Annotated in this window: 19 protein-coding genes; 6 read left to right on the forward strand and 13 right to left on the reverse strand. The window is 38.4% G+C overall.

Annotated elements, in window-relative coordinates; translation table 11 throughout:
• Nucleotides 1–88: 88 nt before the first annotated feature.
• The 6 genes from DUT68_RS07160 to DUT68_RS07185 form a co-directional block, all read right to left on the reverse strand.
• Entirely contained in the window at nt 89–1,120 is a 1,032-nt protein-coding gene (locus DUT68_RS07160) for a hypothetical protein (RefSeq protein ID WP_113637074.1), read from the reverse strand.
• Between the two features lie 79 nt (nt 1,121–1,199).
• Nucleotides 1,200–1,985, reverse strand: coding sequence for a HEAT repeat domain-containing protein (locus tag DUT68_RS07165; protein WP_113637076.1), 786 nt, complete (start codon nt 1,983–1,985; stop codon nt 1,200–1,202).
• Complete coding sequence (locus tag DUT68_RS07170; protein ID WP_214608401.1) at nt 1,975–2,505, reverse strand: RNA polymerase sigma factor; 531 nt, start codon at nt 2,503–2,505, stop codon at nt 1,975–1,977. The genes DUT68_RS07165 and DUT68_RS07170 overlap by 11 nt, the downstream gene beginning before the upstream one ends.
• 265 nt (nt 2,506–2,770) lie before the next feature.
• Nucleotides 2,771–3,346 carry a carboxypeptidase-like regulatory domain-containing protein gene (locus tag DUT68_RS07175; protein ID WP_237088279.1) on the reverse strand — a complete coding sequence of 192 codons (576 nt, stop codon included), beginning with the start codon at nt 3,344–3,346 and terminating at the stop codon, nt 2,771–2,773.
• 135 nt (nt 3,347–3,481) lie between these two features.
• Nucleotides 3,482–3,727, reverse strand: coding sequence for a NifU family protein (locus DUT68_RS07180; RefSeq protein ID WP_113637080.1), 246 nt, complete (start codon nt 3,725–3,727; stop codon nt 3,482–3,484).
• 45 nt (nt 3,728–3,772) lie between these two features.
• Nucleotides 3,773–4,837 carry an Mrp/NBP35 family ATP-binding protein gene (locus tag DUT68_RS07185; RefSeq protein WP_113637567.1) on the reverse strand — a complete coding sequence of 355 codons (1,065 nt, stop codon included), beginning with the start codon at nt 4,835–4,837 and terminating at the stop codon, nt 3,773–3,775.
• 144 nt (nt 4,838–4,981) lie between these two features.
• Between DUT68_RS07185 and DUT68_RS07190 the strand changes: the two genes are divergently transcribed.
• The 3 genes from DUT68_RS07190 (at nt 4,982) to DUT68_RS07200 (ending at nt 8,565) form a co-directional block, all read left to right on the forward strand.
• Nucleotides 4,982–7,144, forward strand: coding sequence for a transglycosylase domain-containing protein (locus DUT68_RS07190; protein ID WP_113637081.1), 2,163 nt, complete (start codon nt 4,982–4,984; stop codon nt 7,142–7,144).
• Nucleotides 7,134–7,673, forward strand: coding sequence for a hypoxanthine phosphoribosyltransferase (hpt, locus tag DUT68_RS07195; protein WP_113637082.1), 540 nt, complete (start codon nt 7,134–7,136; stop codon nt 7,671–7,673). Before DUT68_RS07190 ends, hpt begins: the two co-directional genes overlap by 11 nt.
• Before the next feature lie 232 nt (nt 7,674–7,905).
• Nucleotides 7,906–8,565, forward strand: coding sequence for a phosphatidylserine decarboxylase family protein (locus DUT68_RS07200; protein ID WP_113637083.1), 660 nt, complete (start codon nt 7,906–7,908; stop codon nt 8,563–8,565).
• A gap of 499 nt (nt 8,566–9,064) precedes the next feature.
• On the opposite strand, the gene DUT68_RS07205 is transcribed toward DUT68_RS07200, so the two are convergent.
• From DUT68_RS07205 to DUT68_RS07235, 7 genes are all read right to left on the reverse strand, one after another.
• Complete coding sequence (locus DUT68_RS07205; RefSeq protein WP_113637084.1) at nt 9,065–10,207, reverse strand: mechanosensitive ion channel family protein; 1,143 nt, start codon at nt 10,205–10,207, stop codon at nt 9,065–9,067.
• Nucleotides 10,208–10,211: 4 nt separating this feature from the next.
• A complete protein-coding gene (locus tag DUT68_RS07210; protein ID WP_113637085.1) occupies nt 10,212–11,438 on the reverse strand; it encodes a Glu/Leu/Phe/Val dehydrogenase dimerization domain-containing protein in 1,227 nt (408 codons plus the stop codon).
• Between the two features lie 151 nt (nt 11,439–11,589).
• Nucleotides 11,590–11,937, reverse strand: a complete 348-nt coding sequence (gene rplS / locus DUT68_RS07215) for a 50S ribosomal protein L19 (RefSeq protein WP_113637086.1) — start codon at nt 11,935–11,937, stop codon at nt 11,590–11,592.
• 150 nt (nt 11,938–12,087) lie between these two features.
• Entirely contained in the window at nt 12,088–12,762 is a 675-nt protein-coding gene (gene trmD / locus DUT68_RS07220; protein ID WP_113637088.1) for a tRNA (guanosine(37)-N1)-methyltransferase TrmD, read from the reverse strand.
• Between the two features lie 74 nt (nt 12,763–12,836).
• A complete protein-coding gene (locus tag DUT68_RS07225) occupies nt 12,837–13,472 on the reverse strand; it encodes a hypothetical protein (RefSeq protein ID WP_157960793.1) in 636 nt (211 codons plus the stop codon).
• A 40-nt stretch (nt 13,473–13,512) separates the two neighbouring features.
• Nucleotides 13,513–14,040 (reverse strand): ribosome maturation factor RimM, encoded by a 528-nt coding sequence (gene rimM, locus DUT68_RS07230; protein ID WP_113637091.1) that lies wholly within the window; start codon nt 14,038–14,040, stop codon nt 13,513–13,515.
• Between the two features lie 150 nt (nt 14,041–14,190).
• A complete protein-coding gene (locus DUT68_RS07235; RefSeq protein ID WP_113637569.1) occupies nt 14,191–14,760 on the reverse strand; it encodes a 30S ribosomal protein S16 in 570 nt (189 codons plus the stop codon).
• 459 nt (nt 14,761–15,219) lie between these two features.
• On the opposite strand from DUT68_RS07235, the gene DUT68_RS07240 reads away from it, so the two are divergent.
• The 3 genes from DUT68_RS07240 to DUT68_RS07250 all read left to right on the forward strand — a co-directional run bounded on the left by DUT68_RS07240 (nt 15,220) and on the right by DUT68_RS07250 (nt 19,615).
• A complete protein-coding gene (locus DUT68_RS07240) occupies nt 15,220–15,738 on the forward strand; it encodes a 5' nucleotidase, NT5C type (RefSeq protein WP_237088280.1) in 519 nt (172 codons plus the stop codon).
• Between the two features lie 236 nt (nt 15,739–15,974).
• Nucleotides 15,975–17,126 (forward strand): GDP-mannose 4,6-dehydratase, encoded by a 1,152-nt coding sequence (gene gmd, locus DUT68_RS07245; RefSeq protein WP_113637093.1) that lies wholly within the window; start codon nt 15,975–15,977, stop codon nt 17,124–17,126.
• Nucleotides 17,127–17,155: 29 nt separating this feature from the next.
• On the forward strand, nt 17,156–19,615 hold the full coding sequence (locus DUT68_RS07250) for an SLBB domain-containing protein (RefSeq protein WP_113637095.1): 2,460 nt from the start codon (nt 17,156–17,158) through the stop codon (nt 19,613–19,615).
• Nucleotides 19,616–19,675 lie beyond the last annotated feature (60 nt).

Raw genomic sequence — 19,675 nt, forward strand, 5'->3', positions numbered from 1 at the left:
CAATCTCTTTAAAACAAAAAAGTCGGAAGAAAAATCTTCCGACCATGACTGGTGTTTAACCCGGCTTTGAAAAAATAGTTTGTTTGGTTTATTTGCGTAGGTATATTTTGCCGTAGGTAGATTTGAGAATCACTTTCTCTCCTCCGCCATTTAATTTTCCGTTTATTGTATTTCCTAAACCGTAACCGTAAGCAAATGCTGCTGATCCATTTGTGGTATAAGTTAAGCCTCTAGCCGTTGTTGGTCTTACTGCGGGCGTAGGTTTTTCGGGAGCCGATGGAGCCGAGGCGCTAGTACTGTTGCTTGACGACTCCACGTTTGTAATCACTGTTCCGCTTCCTTTCACCTTAATAGGCGTCGTATTAACTTTTACGCCATTTACAGTAAAAATTTCTACATTTTGACCTGGTTTCGAAGACAAGGTTGTTATCTCGCTTACGGTGTATGGGTCTTTAACTGGAGCTTCTTCTAAAACTAGTTTCAAATCTTTAGCGGCATATAGTGTTTCGTACTGTGTAGTAATGGATAAATCGGCTTTTGCACTCTCTGGGATACTCACATCCACAAATCCATATACCGAAACTAATGAAATAGGGCCTTTGAAAGTACTAGGCAATTTGCCTTCAATATTTCCATACAAAGTTTTTAAGCTTATTGGTCCTGTTACATTTGCTAGCTTAAAGCTTTCATACTGTGTAGCAGCATCAATTTCACTTTTAATGTTGCTCAACATAATTACCGAATCCTGGTTGGCTAAGCCCGAAGTTTTTATCGAAAGGGTCATGCTTTGCGGTAACTTTACCTTAAGTGCAACGCCGCTTTTTATTGGATTAACTACTACCGAATTTTCACGCTCTGTAATGCTGATACCGATACCGGTATTATCAAAGCCCGAATTACTTAAAGCGCTTAATCCTGCTGCTCTCGGATCTTGGGTTTTTTCAGGATTACCTGCAGCGTTAAAAATAATCTCTTTGCCCTCATAACCTTCAACAATGAGGTTAGAAACGTTGTTGATAACCAGTTTTCCAGTGCTTTTAGCAACTTTAAATTCCTTTTGGGCAAAAGCTTGGCCTACTAAAATTAGTAATGCAGAAGCTATCATGGTTAATTTTTTCATTTGTGTGTGTTTTTAGTGCTAGTGAAACTACCGACTGAAGTCAGTATGTTCATCCTCAATTTGTTTGTTCTCTTTTTAATTATTGATTGTTTAGCAGTGCATAATAAACCTGCTCTTTTACAGCATCTACGGTAAAAGGATTGTTGGCCATTGCAATCAATTTATCAGTAGTTTCGGGGCTGCTGTTGTTACCCATTATCTTTATCAATTCCAATTGAACTACCGGATCTTTTTGTTTGCTTAGTCCGGCCATTAATTGTTCCTGCACATATTTATCGTTTGAAAACTTAGATAATACTTCCAATGCCGCTAATCTCACATTATCGTTGCTGTCTTCGTTAAATGTGGTGCAAAGTTTGGCTTTTAGCGATTGATTTAGGGCCGTTAAAGCTCCAGCCTCAATAATGGCGTCAAGTCTTGCAGCTACCGAAGTGCTATCCGTTAAACCTTTGTATATTGCTTGGTTAATATCAATTTTTGCAGGTTTTATTGCCGATTGTTTTTGATACGTTGTAGCGGTTAACACGGTCGGCTGTTGCACGCTACTTTCAATAGCTGGCGTGTTTTTAGGGCCTTGCACCTTAACCGAAGGGTTAGCTGCACTTAAATTGTGAGGGTCTTTTATATCAACAGCTTCCTGCGATACAAACAGATAAGCTCCTCCAACAATTAATAAGGTGCAGGCAACTGCTAGCCAAGTATAATTGAGTTTAAGCTTTTTAATTGGAGTTACTTCCAGTGCAGCTTGGTTTTCCCGCTCCTTTAGCTTGTCTAAAATGTTACCTAGCATGTTTGGCGGCAAAGCTTCATTCTCAAAAGCATCTTTATGCTCTTGGATGTACTGCTTAAAAAAATCACGTTCCATAGTATGCCTTATCTTTTAATGCTGTAAAAATTTTTTTCTTTGCCCGGTGGTACTGACTGCGTACAGTAGCATGGTTAATTCCGAGCATTTTACCAATTTCCTCTTGCCCCATATCTTCAAATAAATGTAATGATACAATGGTTCGGTAGCCATCGGGCAAATCGGCTATTGCCTTTTTAACGTCGTCTACCTGGCATTGGAAAATAAATTCCTCATTTAAATCTAGTTCTTCATCAGCAACAGCTTCTAAATGGCTGTCCTCGGTAAAAACCATTTTTTTCTTTCTTAAAGTTGATATTGCCTGGTTTAGCGCAATTCGCTTTACCCAACCTTCAAAGTTATTTTGGTTTTTAAGCCTATCTATTTGTTCAAAAGCCGTACAAAAGGCCTCCTGAACAATGTCTTCGGTCTCGGCACTGTTACCCATTACTCGTAACACTGCATGATAAATACGTTTAGCGTACTTATTGTAGAGCATAGCATAACCTTTTTCTTCGCCGGCTATACATTGCTGTACCAATTCTTGTTCGTTTATGGAAATGCTCAGGTGCAAGGGTTTTAAATCTAATTCTACTAATTTCTTAAAACTATCTCAAATATGTAAATGCTAGTTTTAGTTGCTAACTAATAGATAGTCGGCAAAGCAGAAATTTTGTTGCACCAGGAAATAAAAAAAAATAAAATTTTTATCCGATTGATGTGAGCGTAAATTTTTAAGTGATGGAAGAAAATAGTTTTTCCTTCGATATTATGGTGATTTTACCGGTTGAAGTTGGGGTTTTTACTTACTGTTCGGCGTTTCTAGCTTTATCGCCATTAAAGATTTCTTGCATCAACCTTCCCCAAGCAAACGGATTAAGTAACGGATTGGTTTGACGCATATTTACGTTCATCATCCTGTCAAAATTGTATCGATAATTGGAATTGGCAACTTCCTGCCCATCTCTAGGCAATGTTAACTTCATTCCATTAATACTTTGTCGAGATAAGTTCTTTTTTGCAATAGCCATGTCATCATCAGCTATCTTAAGTGAAAGAAAATCTTTATTAAATTCTTCAACGGTTGCCCAAGGGTTAACGCGTACCGTTTTCAAGTACATAATTTCCGATTTGATCTGCACCATTGCGGTGTATTTGTTATCGGCGATGTTTTTAGGAAGTACTAATGTTTTGCTAGTAAAGCCAACCGCCGAGAAAATCACTGTATCACCAGGGTTAACTACAAAAGAGAAAAACCCTTGATAATTTGCAGCATATTTTTGCCCCCTGTTGCTAATGTTGGTGATGGTAACATAAGGCACCACCATATTGCTATCGGCATCTTTTACAATCCCCGAAAACTGCACAAGTTTATTTGCCACAGTTTTATCTTGGGCAAAAACGGTGTTTACAACAAACAGCAATATGATTATTAAACTATATCTCATCTGTAATACAATAATAAAACAAATGTTGGAGGCGTGGAGTTTCTATTTGGTTAAATTGTGTTAAAAGTGTTACGCTTGGGTAGCCAAATCTACCGCTTCAACGCCTTTAATTTCAGGCACAGCTTTAATAATGGCTTGTTCTATGCCTGCTTTCATAGTCATGAAACTCATTTTACATGAGCCACAATTGCCCAATAACTTTACTTTAACAATGTTTTCAGGCGTAATTTCTTCAATAGCTACGTTTCCTCCATCGGCTATCAAGTAAGGTCTGATAGTTTCCAAAGCTGCATCAACTCGTGCTGTTAAATCCATATCTTATTTTTTAAAGTATAAAATTAGTAAAAATTTGGCAATTTGCTAGCGCTTGCCGTTGTGTATAGAGATTTGTTGCGCAATTTTTCCTGCAATTTCCTTAAACGCAATTGCTTGTGGATGATTCCTTTGTAAGGAAATAGGGGCGCCTTTGTCGCCAGCTTCGGTAATGCCCTGCACTAACGGAATCTCTCCCAAAAATGGAACTTCAAAGCGTTGAGCTAGTTCTTTCCCGCCATCTTTTCCAAAAATGTAGTATTTGTTGGCCGGCAACTCTTCAGGAGTAAAATAGGCCATATTTTCAACTACTCCTAATACCGGAATATTAATTCCCTGCATATTGAACATGGCCAATCCTTTCCTTGTATCGGCTAACGCTACCTGCTGCGGTGTGGTAACAATTACAGCACCTGCAATGGGAAAACTCTGGCTAATGGTAATGTGGATATCACCGGTGCCTGGAGGTAAATCTACTAAAAGGTAATCGAGCTCGCCCCAGTCTGCATCGTTAAATAGCTGTTTAATGGCGTTAGAAGCCATAGGGCCACGCCACGGCACTGGTTGGTCTGGCTCAGAAAAAAAGCCTAAGGATAGCAACTTAATGCCATATTTTTCAATGGGTAATATAAGTGTCTTGCCTTCAGCAGTTTCCTTTGCGCTTGGTTTGGCGCCAACCAAATCAAACATAATAGGAACCGATGGGCCATAAATGTCGGCATCAATTAGGCCAACTTTTGCACCATCAGCAGCTAAGGTTACGGCCAAATTGCTGGCCACTGTTGACTTTCCTACGCCACCTTTACCCGAAGATACCAAAATGATGTTTTTAATTGCTTTAAGTTGGCTAGTGTCCATAGGTTTGGTAACCCTCGATGTAACGTTAATTTCCACTTCCGCGTCAGCAGCCACGAAATGCTTAACGGCATTTGTGCAGGCATTTTTTAGCATATCTTTTAATGGGCATGCCGGTGTGGTCAATTCTAGCGTAAAAACAACTTTCTTATCTTCAATTTTAACATCCTTAATCATTTTTAAAGTCACCAAATCCTTTTTTAAATCGGGGTCTTCAACATGACTAAGCGCTGCTAAAACTTTATCTTCAGTAATCATCATAGCGCCAAAATTACTAAACATTAGGTATAAATAATTTTGTATACGGCTTTTTGTTGTAATTTTAACACGGAATAAACAAATGCTTTTTGCGTTTGTTACCTAACGTTTAGGAGCGTTGTATCAGTAATTTGGAAATGGTTTATGCAGCTACCGAAGATTAAAATACCGAAGAAATACTTAAAAATTGGCGCCTGGATTTTGGGCGTAATAGCAATTTTGTTAGTTGCTGGAGGAGCAGTGGCATACACAAAAAGGGAAGCACTGTTAAATAAAATGGTTGCCAAAGCCATCGCCAAGGCACAAAAAGACTACGGTTTAGATGTGAAAATTGCCAATTACGGTTTCAACGGGTTGAGCAGCGTACACATGAACAATATTTCTGTAGTGCCTAAAGATAGAGATACGCTTACGACCATAAAGGATATTACGGTTGGTGTTAAAATTTTTCCTTTGTTATTTGGCGATGTAAAATTATCAGAAGTAACGCTGAATGACGGTAAGTTGAATGTGGTAATGCGTGATACTTTAACCAACATCGATTTTATCCTTAAGAGAAAGAAAAAAGATAGCACAACTACTAAAAGTAAAGTTGATTTGAGCGAGTTAGCCAGCAATTTACTTAACCAGGTGTTTTACAAAATACCTGATGATATGGAAATTAAAAACTTCATGATGCAGTTGAATGATAATGATACCGCTTCGGTGAAATTTTTAACCGCTACTGCAACTATTGATGGCGGCGAGCTGCGATCAACCATTAAAGTAAATGATACGGCAGCGGTTTGGCATGTGAATGGCGAGTTAGATCCCAGTGATAAGCAACTTGATGTAATGCTTTTTGCTGATGGAAAGAAAGTGGAGTTACCTTACCTCGAAAATAAACTGCACACCAAAATCAACTTTGATACGGTTAAAACACAAATGAAGGATGCCAAATTTAGTGGCGGCGATTACAAGATATCCGGTTCATGGGCTATCAAAAATCTCTTAATTAACCAGCCGCGTATTTCTGCTGAAGATATTGTAGTGCCTGATGCCCGTATTGACGCAGATATGCTGATAGGTGAAAACTTTGTTTGTTTGGATAGCACTTCTACTGTTTTTCTGCGTGATGCTTCCATCCATCCTTACTTAAAATATACACTGTCGCCTAATAAAATTTACGAGATGAAATTGAATGCCCCTGAGCAAGATGCACAGGCCATATTCAATTCATTTCCGGTTGGACTTTTCGAATCATTAGATGGCATAAAAGTACAAGGCAAACTAAAGTATAATCTTGATTTTTATCTGGACACCGCTTTGCCTGATAGTGTAAAGTTTAGCTCCACGTTAACACCTACAAACTTTAAGGTGCTGCAGTTTGGCAAAACAGATTTAACTAAAATCAATACAGATTTTGTATATACGCCATACGAGTATGGTAAGCCCATGAGGGACATCGTGATAGGTCCATCTAACCCCAACTTTACTAGGCTCGAAAATATTTCCCCTAACTTTAAAAATGCACTGCTCACTGCAGAGGATCCTTCTTTTTTCCGACACAAAGGCTTTGTGGAGGAGTCTATCCGTAAATCAATTGCGGTAAACTTTAAGGAGAAGAAATTTAAACGCGGAGGTAGCACCATTTCTATGCAATTGGTTAAAAACGTGTTTTTAAGCCGTAAAAAGACTTTGGTGCGCAAAGCCGAAGAAATATTAATTGTTTGGCTCATTGAGAATAACCGATTGGTAAGCAAATCACGCATGCTTGAGGTTTACTTTAACATCATTGAAATGGGAAATAATGTGTACGGTATCGGCGAGGCCTCAAGACATTATTTTGGGAAAACTCCGGCAGATTTAACACTGGGCGAAGGCATTTTCTTGGCTAATATTGTGCCTAAGCCAAAGGCAGCACTTTACAAGTTCATGAGCAACGGTAGTTTAAAATCTTACCTTTTACCGTATTTCAGATACATTGGAAATATCATGGCCCGCAGGGGATTAGCTACGCCTGATAGCACTGGTTACGGCTTTTATGATGTGCGCCTACGTGAGGGTTTAAGGCAATATTTATTACCTGATTCTACCACCATTGACACCAATACCGTTGAAATTGGCGAAGATGATATGATGACACCAGAGGGAATGCAGGACAAGTCTAAAAGCTTATTCGACCGCCTGTTTGGTGGCAGCTCCAAAAAGGATACCGTTGCCAAAGTACAGCCAGCCACAGATACTACTAAAACACGTAAACAAGTAAGGCAGGAGCGCAGAGAAGAACGCAGAAGGAAAAAAGAAGAGGAGAAAAATGGAAACTAATGTACAAGTGCACAACAAGGAGTTTGAGCTGTTGTTGGAGGAAGATACCATTGCTAAACGTATTCGCCTAATGGCCATACAGCTCAATGTAGATTACGAAAACAGAAATCCGCTTTTTATTGCCGTACTTAATGGTAGTTTTCTTTTCATGGCCGATTTGATGAAGGAAATTAACCTGCCCTGTGAAACCGAATTCATTAAAGTGGCCTCTTATCATGGCACTAATAGCACTGGCTCGGTAAAAGATGCGCTGGGCATGCCCTCAAACATCAAAGGTCGCGACATTGTGATCGTTGAAGATATCATTGATACGGGCTTAACCATGCAATACATCCTTTCCGAAATCGCTAAACAAGAACCAGCCTCAGTAAGCGTTTGTACCTTGCTGTTTAAGCCTGATGCGTTGAAAGTGGAAATTCCTGAGCTAAATTACGTAGGCTTCGAAATTCCCAATGAGTTTGTGGTAGGTTACGGCTTGGATTATGATGGACTTGGCAGAAACTTAAATCATATTTACAGGGCAGTTTAATTTGTTACAGCTTTATTTTTTCGAAAAGCAGTTGCAGCAGTTCTTTTGCCAATGCAGCCCTGCTTTTACTCCAAGTCCGCTCCAAAGCTTGGCCCCAGCATTGCGGGCTTTCCGTGCAATCAGGTTTAAATAACAAAATGCGGTGCTTGTAGCTAAAAAGACTTACCAAAAAGTGATAATTTTTTACGAGTTTTGCAGAAATATAAATCTAGAATAGTAATACTTAAAACTAATGACCATACATAAAGAAGGATATACCTCCATCGCCTTAACAGTTCTTTTCATATTCATCATTAATGCCGTAGTAGAGTACCGCTTTGCTGATTTATTTGTGTTAAGGTGGTTCGTATATATCTTGTCGTTTGCCCTGTTTGTAACCGTTTTACAATTTTTCAGAAATCCGAAACGTACTTTTACAAACGGCGATAATTTAATTATTTGCCCGGCTGATGGTAAGGTGGTGGTTATTGAGGAAACCGAAGAGGGAGAATACTTCAAGGATAGACGTTTACAGGTTTCTATCTTTATGTCGCCAGTAAATGTGCACATCAACAGGAATCCAATTTCTGGTGTAGTTAAGTTCTTCAAATATCATCCGGGTAAATATCTTGCCGCTTGGAATCCAAAATCAAGTACCGAAAATGAACGTACCACCGTTGTAGTGGAACATAAAAATGGTACACCAGTATTGTTCCGTCAAATTGCTGGAGCCTTAGCTCGTCGTATTGTTTGGTACGTAAAAGAAGGTGATGTAGTAACGCAGAACGAGCAATTTGGATTTATCAAATTTGGCTCAAGGGTGGATATCTTTCTTCCAATTGGTAGTAAAGTGAACTTAGAGCTTAACCAAGTAGTTAAAGGTGGTATTACCGTTTTAGGTGAGCTAGCTTAATAAATAAAAATTTCAACGTAAAAAGTATAAGAAACTGCTTAAATTTCTGTTGATTAAGATACAGGCGTCATGTTGAGCTTGTCGAAACATTCTTTCACAAGTAGTCTTCGAAAAGGTCAGACTGACAGGTAAAAAAATTAATTGAACTTTAAACTTTGCTAAAGCTTTGCAGGTAATTCTTGCAGAGCTTTTTTTACATTATGAGAGGAAGCTGGGCCTGTGGTCAGCATTATCTGCATTAATACGAGAGGTAGAAGTAGTAATACCTTGTTGCTTTCCATTCAAAGTGTTGCTATGATCTGTCGGTTTCCTAAGTAGATCCCTCGAAACTCGGGATGACAGGGCGCCGACAAAAAGATTAGTTACGTTTTCTAGAACGTCATTGCGAGGCACGAAGCAATCTTAAAGCGTAGAAAGATTGGTTTGTGCGTCGTGACGAAGCCAAAAAAAGCCCGATTAACGTTTTAATCGGGCCGCTGTTATTGTTTTTCTGATACAATTAATTATCATTTTTTGCCGGAGTGCTATCGCCTATGCTTCGCTGCGTTGGGTAAGCAAATTCTGACCCATTTCGTTTTACAATATCAATGATGTTGAAATTAACTTCCTGTTTTACTTTAGCTAAGTCAAATTCCTTTTGCATTGCAACTAAATATACCACCTGTATGTTCAACGCCGAGTCGCCGAAGGAATCAAAAGCTACCACAGCATCAGTTGTTGCCTGGCTATCAGTCAAGTAAGATGTAATATCAGCAATGATTTGCCTAATGCTTTCGTTGCTGGTTTCATAAGTTAAACCAATATCGAATTTTACTCTGCGGGCATTCCTAAGCGTTAGGTTTTCCAGTACACCATCAATCATCGAGCGGTTTGGAATAATGTAAGTAGTTTTATCCGCACTGCGTAGCACCGTGCTTCTAAATCCTACACGTTCAATTGTTCCTTCAATTCCATCAACCTTCACTACGTCGCCAACGGTAAAAGGTTTATCCAAGAAAATCAGAAATGAGCCCAACAGGTTTTCCAAGCTTTCTTTAGCGGCCATTGCAATGGCAATACCGCCAATACCTAAACCGGTAATTAAGCTAACTGCATTTACTTCAAAAACATAGCCTAGCAGTACGAAAAAGCCGATAAAGGCAATCAAAAATTTCAATAATTCCTTAATAAATGGAACCAGCTGATCATCGGCTTTGTTTTTGGTTTTTGCAGCCCGCACTAATAGTACGTGAGTAATGAAATCAACAATCCTTAAGGCAATCCAAAAAACGGAAAGGAGAATGAGGAATAGGAAAACTTTATCAATAAACTCACCTATTGTAAACACTTCATCTATCTTCAGCTTATCAACCGTTTTTTTGTAGTGGAAAAAAGTGACGTTTAATGGATGCTTTAACTGGTTAATGGCAATGTAAAGCGTAGCTAAAGAAAGAAAAAACTCAATAGGCTTAAGTAGCAGCGCAATAAAAGTATCAGAGTTAACTTGATCGGCAAATTTTCGGAATAACCTAAAAATCAATTGGCTAAAAATTCTGGATACAATTCTTTTAAAAATTAACCCGATGAGAATAATGCCAATAAAAAAAGCATATTGCTTTAAGGTGTTGCCCCAAAAAATTTGATCGAAAAAGTTAACTTCCATAAGCTTATACCAATTGTTTTAACGCAATTTCAAAAGCGGTACTTGATAAATTTGTTTTCTTGTTAGAGGTTTCATGGACCTGTTTAAGTGCCTCTTTAATAATGTTTGATGCGTCTGTAAAGATAGCATCGTCGCTCATTTCAACATTGCGTTGCATCAGGTAGGCAAATACCCTAGCCATACCGCAATTAGCAATAAAATCAGGGATTACTGCCAAGTGGTTGTCTGCATGTTCCATAATGCTTCCGAAGAAAATTTCTTTATCAGCAAAAGGTACGTTAGCTCCGCAAGCAATTACTTCCATTCCAGCAGCAATCATTTGGTCTACTTCATGTTGCTTTACCAATCTAGAAGCAGCTGCAGGTACAAAAATTTCGGCACCCATGCTCCAAATACGCTCATTTGCTTCTTCAAATGACAGCAAACCATCCGCCACTAAAGTATTGTTAACTCGGTTGTTAAATAATGCGGCTACTTCGCTTTCTGTAAAACCTTCCGGATTAATTAAGCCGCCTACACGGTCAATAATGCCTACTACTTTAACGCCTTGCTGTGCTAAATAATATCCCGCCGCGGCAGCCACATTGCCCCAGCCTTGAATGATGGCTCTCTTGCCTTTAATATCGCCACCCCAAATTTCGTAAAAGTGCCTAATAGATTCCGATACGCCGTAACCTGTAATCATATCAGCAACTTTATATTTTCTTTTGATATCAGGAGTGTAGGTTAAATCTTCCAATACTTTTGAAACGCCATAACGCAATTGTCCAATTTGGTGAATGCGTTCGTTTTCTCGTGCTTGGTAATGACCATTAATTACACCTTCTTGTGGGTGCCACAAGCCGTAACCTTCCGTAATCGGAATAACTTCATGGATCTCGTCGATATTTAAATCGCCACCGGTACCATAATAGCTTTTTAGTAAGGGCATTACCGCTTTGTACCAACGCTCTAAAACTTCTTTTTTTCGTGGATCAGCTGGGTCAAAGTTAATGCCCGATTTAGCACCGCCAATAGGAGGGCCAGATACGGTAAATTTCACTTCCATGGTTTTCGCTAGCGATTCTACCTCGTGTTTATCCAAGCCCTTGCGCATTCTGGTCCCACCTCCTGCAGCACCACCACGTAACGAGTTGATAACTACCCATCCTTCTGCTTCAGACTCTTTGTCCTTCCATTCAAAAACAATTTCTGGCTGTTTTTCTTCGTACTTTTTTAAAAGATCTTTCATGTTCAATTGTGTGTGTTTTAATACAAAAAAGCTATGCAGTGTTTAGCACTTATTTGTTTGTATTATCAAAATTTATATTTGGTTGCGCAAAGATAAAAAACAAAAAAACCCCGACGCTAGTCGAGGTTATATTTTTTGCATTAAAAAGAAATTACTTTCTTAATGATTTGATACGAGCTGCTTTACCAGTTAAGCTACGTAAATAGAACAACTTAGCTCTACGTACTTTACCATAGCTGTTAACTTCTACTTTCTCAATATTTGGAGAACTGAAAGGGAAGATACGCTCTACACCAACACCGTTACTAATTTTACGAACAGTAAAAGTTTCGTTAGCGCCAGCGCTGTTACGTTGAATAACAACACCTTGGTAAATTTGAACACGTTCTTTGTTACCCTCGCGAATTTTATAATGAACACTTACTGTATCTCCTGATTTGAAAGAAGGAAATTCTTTTTTAGTGCTTACCTGTTCTTCTACAAATTTTACTAAATCCATGATTTTAAGCTATTAAGCCGATTTTTGTATTGTTTAAAATCGGACTGCAATATTAGGGAAATTATTTTTAAAATAAAAACGAATTTTAAAAATTTTTGATGATTTATTTTTTGGTAAATGATCTCATTATCAAATCATCTAGTTAATGAGTTATTTCAGCAAATCTGGTCGTCGTTTTTCGGTGCGCTTTAAAGCCTCTTCATGTCTCCAGTCGGCAATCTTGGCTTCGTGTCCGCTAAGTAAAATATCGGGCACCTTATGTCCACGCCAATCGGCTGGTCTGGTGTAAATAGGGGCATCTAACAGCTCTCCCTGAAAACTGTCCGATAAAGCGGAGGTTTCATCATTTAATACACCAGGAATTAAACGTGTAACGGCATCAACTAATACAGCCGCAGGGAGTTCTCCTCCTGACAGCACATAGTCGCCAATGGAAATTTCTCGGGTTACATAAATATCCCTAATACGTTGGTCAATGCCTTTGTAGTGCCCGCACAAAATCATGATATTACCTTTGGTTGATAGTTCATTGGCAATAGTTTGGTTAAGTGTGTTCCCATCTGGGCTCATAAAGATAATTTCGTCATATGTACGTTGCGCTTGCAGCGCTTCAATACAGGCTGCAAAGGGTCCAATACTCATTACCATTCCACTTCCTCCGCCGTAAGGGTAATCGTCCACGCTTTTTTGCTTATTTGTAGCATAATCCCTTAAATTGTGCACTACAATTTCGGCAATTCCCTTTTTTTGCGCCCGCTGTAAAATAGAGTGTGCAAACGGACTGGTCAATAAATCAGGGAGGACGGTGATGATGTCAAAACGCATGGCGCAAATTTAGCAATTGTTTTAGTTTTTACATTTTTCAATGAAATGTAACGCGTTGATTGTATAAGCGATGTTTAAATAGTCCACTGATCGTGTACAACGGCAACCAGAAAATAAGTACTTTGATACTGTTCAAATACCAAACGAAGGCTGCTCCAATCCATCCCGTCATATTTTTTATCGAAACCGCTGAAGTAGTATTCTAAGAATGGATGGTCTGGGAAAATTTCGTTTAAGTTGCTTGCGGAATTTCCTTTACCAATTATTTCGTTGAAAGAAGTTTTTTCGGCATGAAGGTAATTGGCGTTGTAAACAAATTTATCCAGGTATTTTTGCGCAGTAAGTTTAATTGGATCTCCAGACCCATCGTAACTGCCCCAATTGATTGAGCCATGCTCCTCAATAATCTTTAAAAAATTGGCTTTAGTTAGCTGTGTAGCATTTTTACGGTCAATCATCCCGTAAGGCGAAAACAATACCCCTTTCTTGGGATGGAAATAGGCCGCAAATGATTTATAATCTTTTGCGTTTAATGCTGTTAAAATTTCTGTGCCTACGGTAGCTAAAACATCTTTTTCTGCCGCGGTGTCAATGGCATTAATGGCAACAGCTGTGTCTACCGCTTCGGTGGTTTGGTCATTTTTGTCTGAATTGGTGCAGCCAATAGCAAACATTAAAAATCCAATCCAGAGCAAAACAGTGCATTTCATAAATATTAAACTATGGTTTGCTTGTTTTGTTTGCTATCAATTACGGATTAAGATAAATGTCTAATAATCCCTCAGGTAAATCCAAGGTTAAGATATTTTCTTCATCGTCAATCTCTACAATAAAATCTTCGTTTAAAGGAAAAAGTATTTCCTTGTTTTGATAGTTAACGGTAGCTACAAACTGCTGTGGATATTCGTTAACTTCTATAATCTCGCCTAGTTCGCCTAACGTTTCATCAATCGCTATAAAACCTTTCAAATCGGTATAGTAAAACTCGTCTTCGTCGCGTTCAGGTTTTTTGCTCAAAGGTAAGTAGGCTTTTTTCTTTACCAATGGTTGCGCCTTATCCACATGATTAACATCATCAAAGTAAAATAGGCCAGTTTTATTCTCGTATAACTTATGGCTGGCAACAAAAAAAGGTACCATCTTGCCATTCATTTCCAAAAAAATCACATCAAGGTCTAATTCTTCGTAGTCGTCAAACTCAAAAAACAACTGTACTTCGCCCTTTAACCCTTTAGTTTTAGTAATATAACCTATATAAAATGCTTCTTCTTTGATCATGTGTTTTTCGTTTTGTCATTTTGCAAGTTCGCCAGCCATCTTTAATTTAAATGAGAAATAGATTACTTGTGCCTCGTAATGACAGATGGCTGGGTATAAAAATAGCGTCCAGATTAGATCAGGACGCTATTTTTTTGAAGTGAAGTAAAATTATTCAGCTTTATCTTCAGCTTGAGTTTCTTCAGCCGGAGCTTCAGTAGCTGCTTCAGCTTCTACCGCTGGAGCTTCTTCAGTAGCCTCTTCTGCAACTTCTTCCGCTACAGGAGCGTTTTTAGCTGCAATTGCCGCTGCTCTGTCTTCATTTTTCTTAGCTTCTGCTGCTAAGGCTGCTTTACGAGCTTCAGCTTTGTTGCTAGCTAAACCTTCAGTTTTACCAGCAATTTTACCAGCTTTAGCATCTAACCAAGTTGCAAATTTAGCATCTGCTTGTTCTTGAGTTAAAGCACCTTTTCTGATACCGCCTTCTAAGTGTTTTTTGTAAAGCACACCTTTGTAAGATAGGATAGCACGAGCAGTGTCAGTTGGCTCAGCACCACTTAATACCCATTTAACAGCGCTATCGAAATTTAATTCAATAGTTGCTGGATTGGTGTTAGGGTTGTAAGAACCTAAACGCTCAATGAATTTTCCATCTCTTGGAGCACGCGAATCCGCTACTACCACATGGTAAAAAGGTCTTCCTTTTTTACCGAATCTTTGCAATCTGATTTTAGTTGCCATTCTTTTTTTGTTTATGTATTCAACATAGTTCCCGGAACTTCGTGTTGCGGGGCTGCAAAAGTAAGCAATATGTTGGTAATTAACAAAAAGATTGAAAAAACTAACCGTTATAAATGTTTGAAAATCAAAGGTATCGTTTTTATGGCGCTTGCAGTCCTGCTTTTCGTTGCAATCTTTTTGCTGGTTTTGGTCTCGCAACGCTCTCACAACGCTCTCACAACACTCTCACAACGCTCTCACAAAACTGTTGTGCTAGCTTGTTCTAGCGTAGCTAATAACAAACATTTGTAGGGTTGGCTAACTGCTAAACCAACAAAAAGTATTTCCACTTCAATCAGGTTTATTAACTAAGTTTAATGCAGAGAACCTAATTCAAATCATGTTTAGCTTAAATTAAACACCAGTAAGGTTTAATGAATTTGTATCAGTTTTTGATATAAAATCAGTATAATTACCTCAATGAGAATAGCCATAGATATGGATGAGGTTTTAGCCGATCCGATTCATAAATTTATACAACTGTATAATCGTGACCACCAAGTCCCGCTTGATTTGTTGATCCATCCAGGAACAGAGATTTTTCAAAATGTGCCAGCTGAAGTGTCTGATAAGTGGAAAGAATACATCAACGAGAAAGGGTTTTTTAGAGACTTGCCAGTGATTGAAGGCGCTGTAGATGCAGTTCAAAAACTCCAACAACACTATGAAGTGTACATCGTGTCAGCAGCGATGGAATTTAAAAATTCGTTGGAAGACAAAATGGACTGGCTTTCACAACATTTTCCATTTATTAGTTGGAAACAAATTGTTTTTTGCGGCGAAAAAATCGTTGACGTAGATATCATGATTGACGACAGGATTAAAAACTTCAAAGATTTCAAAGGTCGACCGCTACTTTTCACTTCGCCACACAATTTACTAATTACTGACTACGAGCGGGTTGATAACTGGCAACAGGTTTTGAAAAAATTATTGTGATTGCCTTGCTAAAAAAAAATAAAGCCAAAATCATAAAAGGGGCTTGATTATTGCTTGTAGGCGGTGGTTAAACGTTGTTGCAATGCCAATAATTGAAATCTGTGTTGTAAAGTGCTGATTTAGAGTTTTTAAAGAAAAAACGCTACTTTTGAAACTGTACTAGTTTGTACAACTTTTTTATGACAAATGAATTAATTGTGTATGTTTGCACGCATAAAATCTTAAAGAAATAATAGATGAAAGTTGCGCTAATTACGGGAGTGACAGGCCAGGATGGTGCCTATTTAACAGAGTTTTTGTTAAAAAAAGGTTACTTCGTACATGGTATAAAAAGAAGAACATCTCTGTTCAATACAGATAGGATCGACCACCTTTATCAAGATCAGCATGAGAGTGATGTAAGATTCAAATTACATTATGGGGATTTAACAGATTCGACTAATCTTATTCGTATCATACAAGAAACACAGCCAGATGAGATTTATAACTTAGGTGCAATGTCACACGTAAAAGTTTCGTTTGATTCGCCTGAGTATGTGGCTAATGTTGATGGTATAGGTACTTTGAGAATTCTTGAAGCGGTTCGGATTTTGGGATTAGAAAAGAAAACAAGAGTTTATCAGGCCTCCACATCAGAGCTTTATGGCGGTTTGCCCGAAAATAAAAATGCAGCAGGGTTTTATGACGAAAACTCTCCGTTCTACCCTCGTTCGCCATATGGGGTAGCAAAAATCTATGGTTTCTGGATTACTAAAAACTATCGCGAAGCTTACAATATGTTTGCCTGTAATGGTATTTTGTTTAACCACGAGAGTCCGTTAAGGGGTGAAACATTTGTAACCCGTAAAATTACCAGAGCTGCATCAAAAATTGGTCTTGGCCTACAGAGCTGTTTATATTTAGGTAACCTTTCTGCACAACGCGATTGGGGGCATGCCAAAGATTATATCGAAGCCATGTGGCTAATCCTTCAACAAGAGCAGCCAGAAGATTATGTAATTGCTACAGGCATTACTACTACCGTGAGAGATTTTGTACGTATGGCTTTTGCAGAACTTGGTATTACTGTGGAGTTTTCTGGAAAGGATGAACAGGAAAAAGGAGTAATCATTGATATTGATAACAATAAGGCTACTCAGCTAGGGTTAAACTTAGATACATTGAAATTGGGTGAAACTGTTGTGAGGGTAGATCCAAAATATTACAGGCCGACCGAAGTAGACCTTTTATTAGGCGATCCAACCAAAGCAAAAACCAAGCTAGGGTGGCAACCAAAATATGATTTGCCTGCGCTAGTAGAAGATATGATGCGTGCCGATTTGAAGTTGATGAAGAAAGATGAGTATCTAAAACAAGGTAATTACGAAACGTTGAATTATTTCGAATAATCCGTTTTCAAAAAATCCCGCCAAGGAGCATGAAAAAAACAATTTTAACTTTTTTATTTGCATTAGTAGCTATTTTGACATTTGCACAAGTAGGTTCTAATATCAAAGTAGATGAACTTTCCGATGCGCAGATTTTGCAGCTCGTTAAACAGGCAGAATCTATGGGCTACACCTCCGAAGCGCAAATCGAGCAAGTAGCCATTTCTAGAGGAGTGAGGCAAGATGAGATTGTGAAATTTAGAGCTAGAGTTGAAAAGCTGAAAAAACAAGGCGCTAGCGTACAAACTTCGGAAAAACCTACCTCAGGCACTGGAAGAGAATTTAGTGAAACAACTGACGGTGGCTCAATTACCAATGATAAAAAGGAAGACGAAACATTAGTAAAGAGTAAAATATTTGGCTCCGATTTGTTCAGTGGCGGTAGCATTACCTTTGAGCCAAATTTAAGAATTGCCACGCCTAAGAGTTACATTATTGGCCCTGATGACAAATTGATTATCGACCTAACCGGCGATAATGAGCGTACTTATAACCTTCAAGTTAGTCCAGAAGGAGTAATAAACCTAGAATATGTTGGCAGAATTTCAGTTGGCGGCTTAACTATTGAACAGGCTAGTTCTAAAATAAGGACAGCAATGTCTAAAACTTATCCTGCCTTACGTACGGGTCGTACTTCGGTAGCCATCAATTTAGGAAATATCAGAAGCATACAAGTTACTGTAACCGGTCAGGTAGTGAAGGCAGGAAGTTATACGCTCCCATCTTTGGCCAATGTATACAGGGCACTATATGTATCAGGTGGGCCATCCCAAAACGGTACATTTAGAAATATACAAGTAATTAGAAATAACAAAGTTATTGCAACTATTGATGTTTACGATTTCCTATTGAAGGGTATACAAACCGGGAATGTACGTTTACAGGATCAGGATGTTATTAATATTCCAGCTTATAATGCTAGGGTTGAAATTTCTGGCGAAGTTAAGGATGCGGCAATTTTTGAAGTAAAACCAAGTGAAACACTACAGGACGTAATTAATTTTGCTAAAGGCTTTACCGCTGAGGCTTATATAGCAAAAATCAAAACCTTTCAAAATACCAATAAAGAAAGAAGAATGAGAGATATTCCATCTTCTCAATATGCCACTTATCAGCCTAAAAACGGTGATAAATTCGTTGTGGAAGCTATTTTAGAACGTTTTGAGAACAGAGTTGAAATTATTGGTGCAGTGTTCAGGCCCGGAATGTACGCATTGGACAGAGGACTTACATTAGCGGGTTTAATCAAAAAAGCTGATGGTATTACGGAGGATGCATTTTTAAACCGAGGTTACATCAATCGTTTAAACCCTGATAAAACGCAGTATTTTATTTCATTCGATGTTGCAAAAATTTTATCTGGTGAAGAAAAAGATATTCCATTGTTGAGAGAAGACAAGGTAACAATAAGTTCAATATTTGATTTGCGTGAAGAATATACCGTAACCATACAAGGTGAAGTGAGAGCTCCTGGAACTTTTGAATATGCGAATAACCTTAAGCTGGAAGATATCATCCAAATGGCTGGAGGTTTAAAAGAAGGCGCAACACCTAATCGTATAGAAGTGTCTAGGCGCATAAAAAACATCGATCCTAATTCGACTTCTTCAAAAACCGCAGACTTATTTGTTTTAAACGTCGACCAGGATTTAAGAATAGTAGGTGATAAATTTGAAATTAAACCTTTCGATATCATTACGGTTAGAAATTCGGAAGGGTATTCGATTCAAAAGCAAGTCAAGATAGAGGGAGAGGTATTGTATCCTGGTATGTATACAATCACTAGTAAAAGTTATCGGATATCTGATTTAATTAAGCGAGCCGGTGGCCTCACACCATTTGCTTATGCTGAGGGTGCATCATTAAAAAGGCCTGGAGCAGAAAAAGTTAATCCCGGTGACAAAAATGCGATCAATAATCAGGAAGAAGAACAGAAAAAGTTCTTAAACTTGGAACGTGTACAGGAAAAAAATGGTAAGGACGATGATAACACTAAAAAAATAGATGAAAAATTAGTGCAGTCAGATCTAGTCGGTATCAACCTAGACCGTATTTTGGATAAGCCAATGTCTAGGCAAGACCTAATCCTTGAAGAAGGAGATATTGTAAGAGTTCCCAAACAATTACAAACAGTTAAAGTTACCGGAGAAGTGCTAAACCCAAATAGCATTGTATATATCCCTGGTAAGAGCTTCAAACAATATATCAACGGTGCGGGAGGTTTTACAAGTATGGCATGGAAAAATAGAGCTTACATCAAGTACGCAAACGGTTCAGCAGAAGGTGCTAAAAAGTTTTTGTTTTTCAATAATTATCCAAAAGTTAAACCTGGAGCAGAAATACTAGTACCGGTGAAGGCTGAAAGAGAGAGAATTACTGCACAAGCGTGGATAGGTATTGGCACCGGAATCGCATCATTAGCGGCTATTATTGTGAGCTTGATGAGGTAGTCATTAATCCTCTCATCAACAACAATTTAAAAATTATTGAAATTGGGGTTCTTAGACTTG

The sequence above is a fragment of the Pedobacter zeaxanthinifaciens genome, from assembly GCF_003313335.1.
In the GTDB taxonomy this organism is placed as follows: Bacteria; Bacteroidota; Bacteroidia; order Sphingobacteriales; family Sphingobacteriaceae; genus Pedobacter; species Pedobacter zeaxanthinifaciens.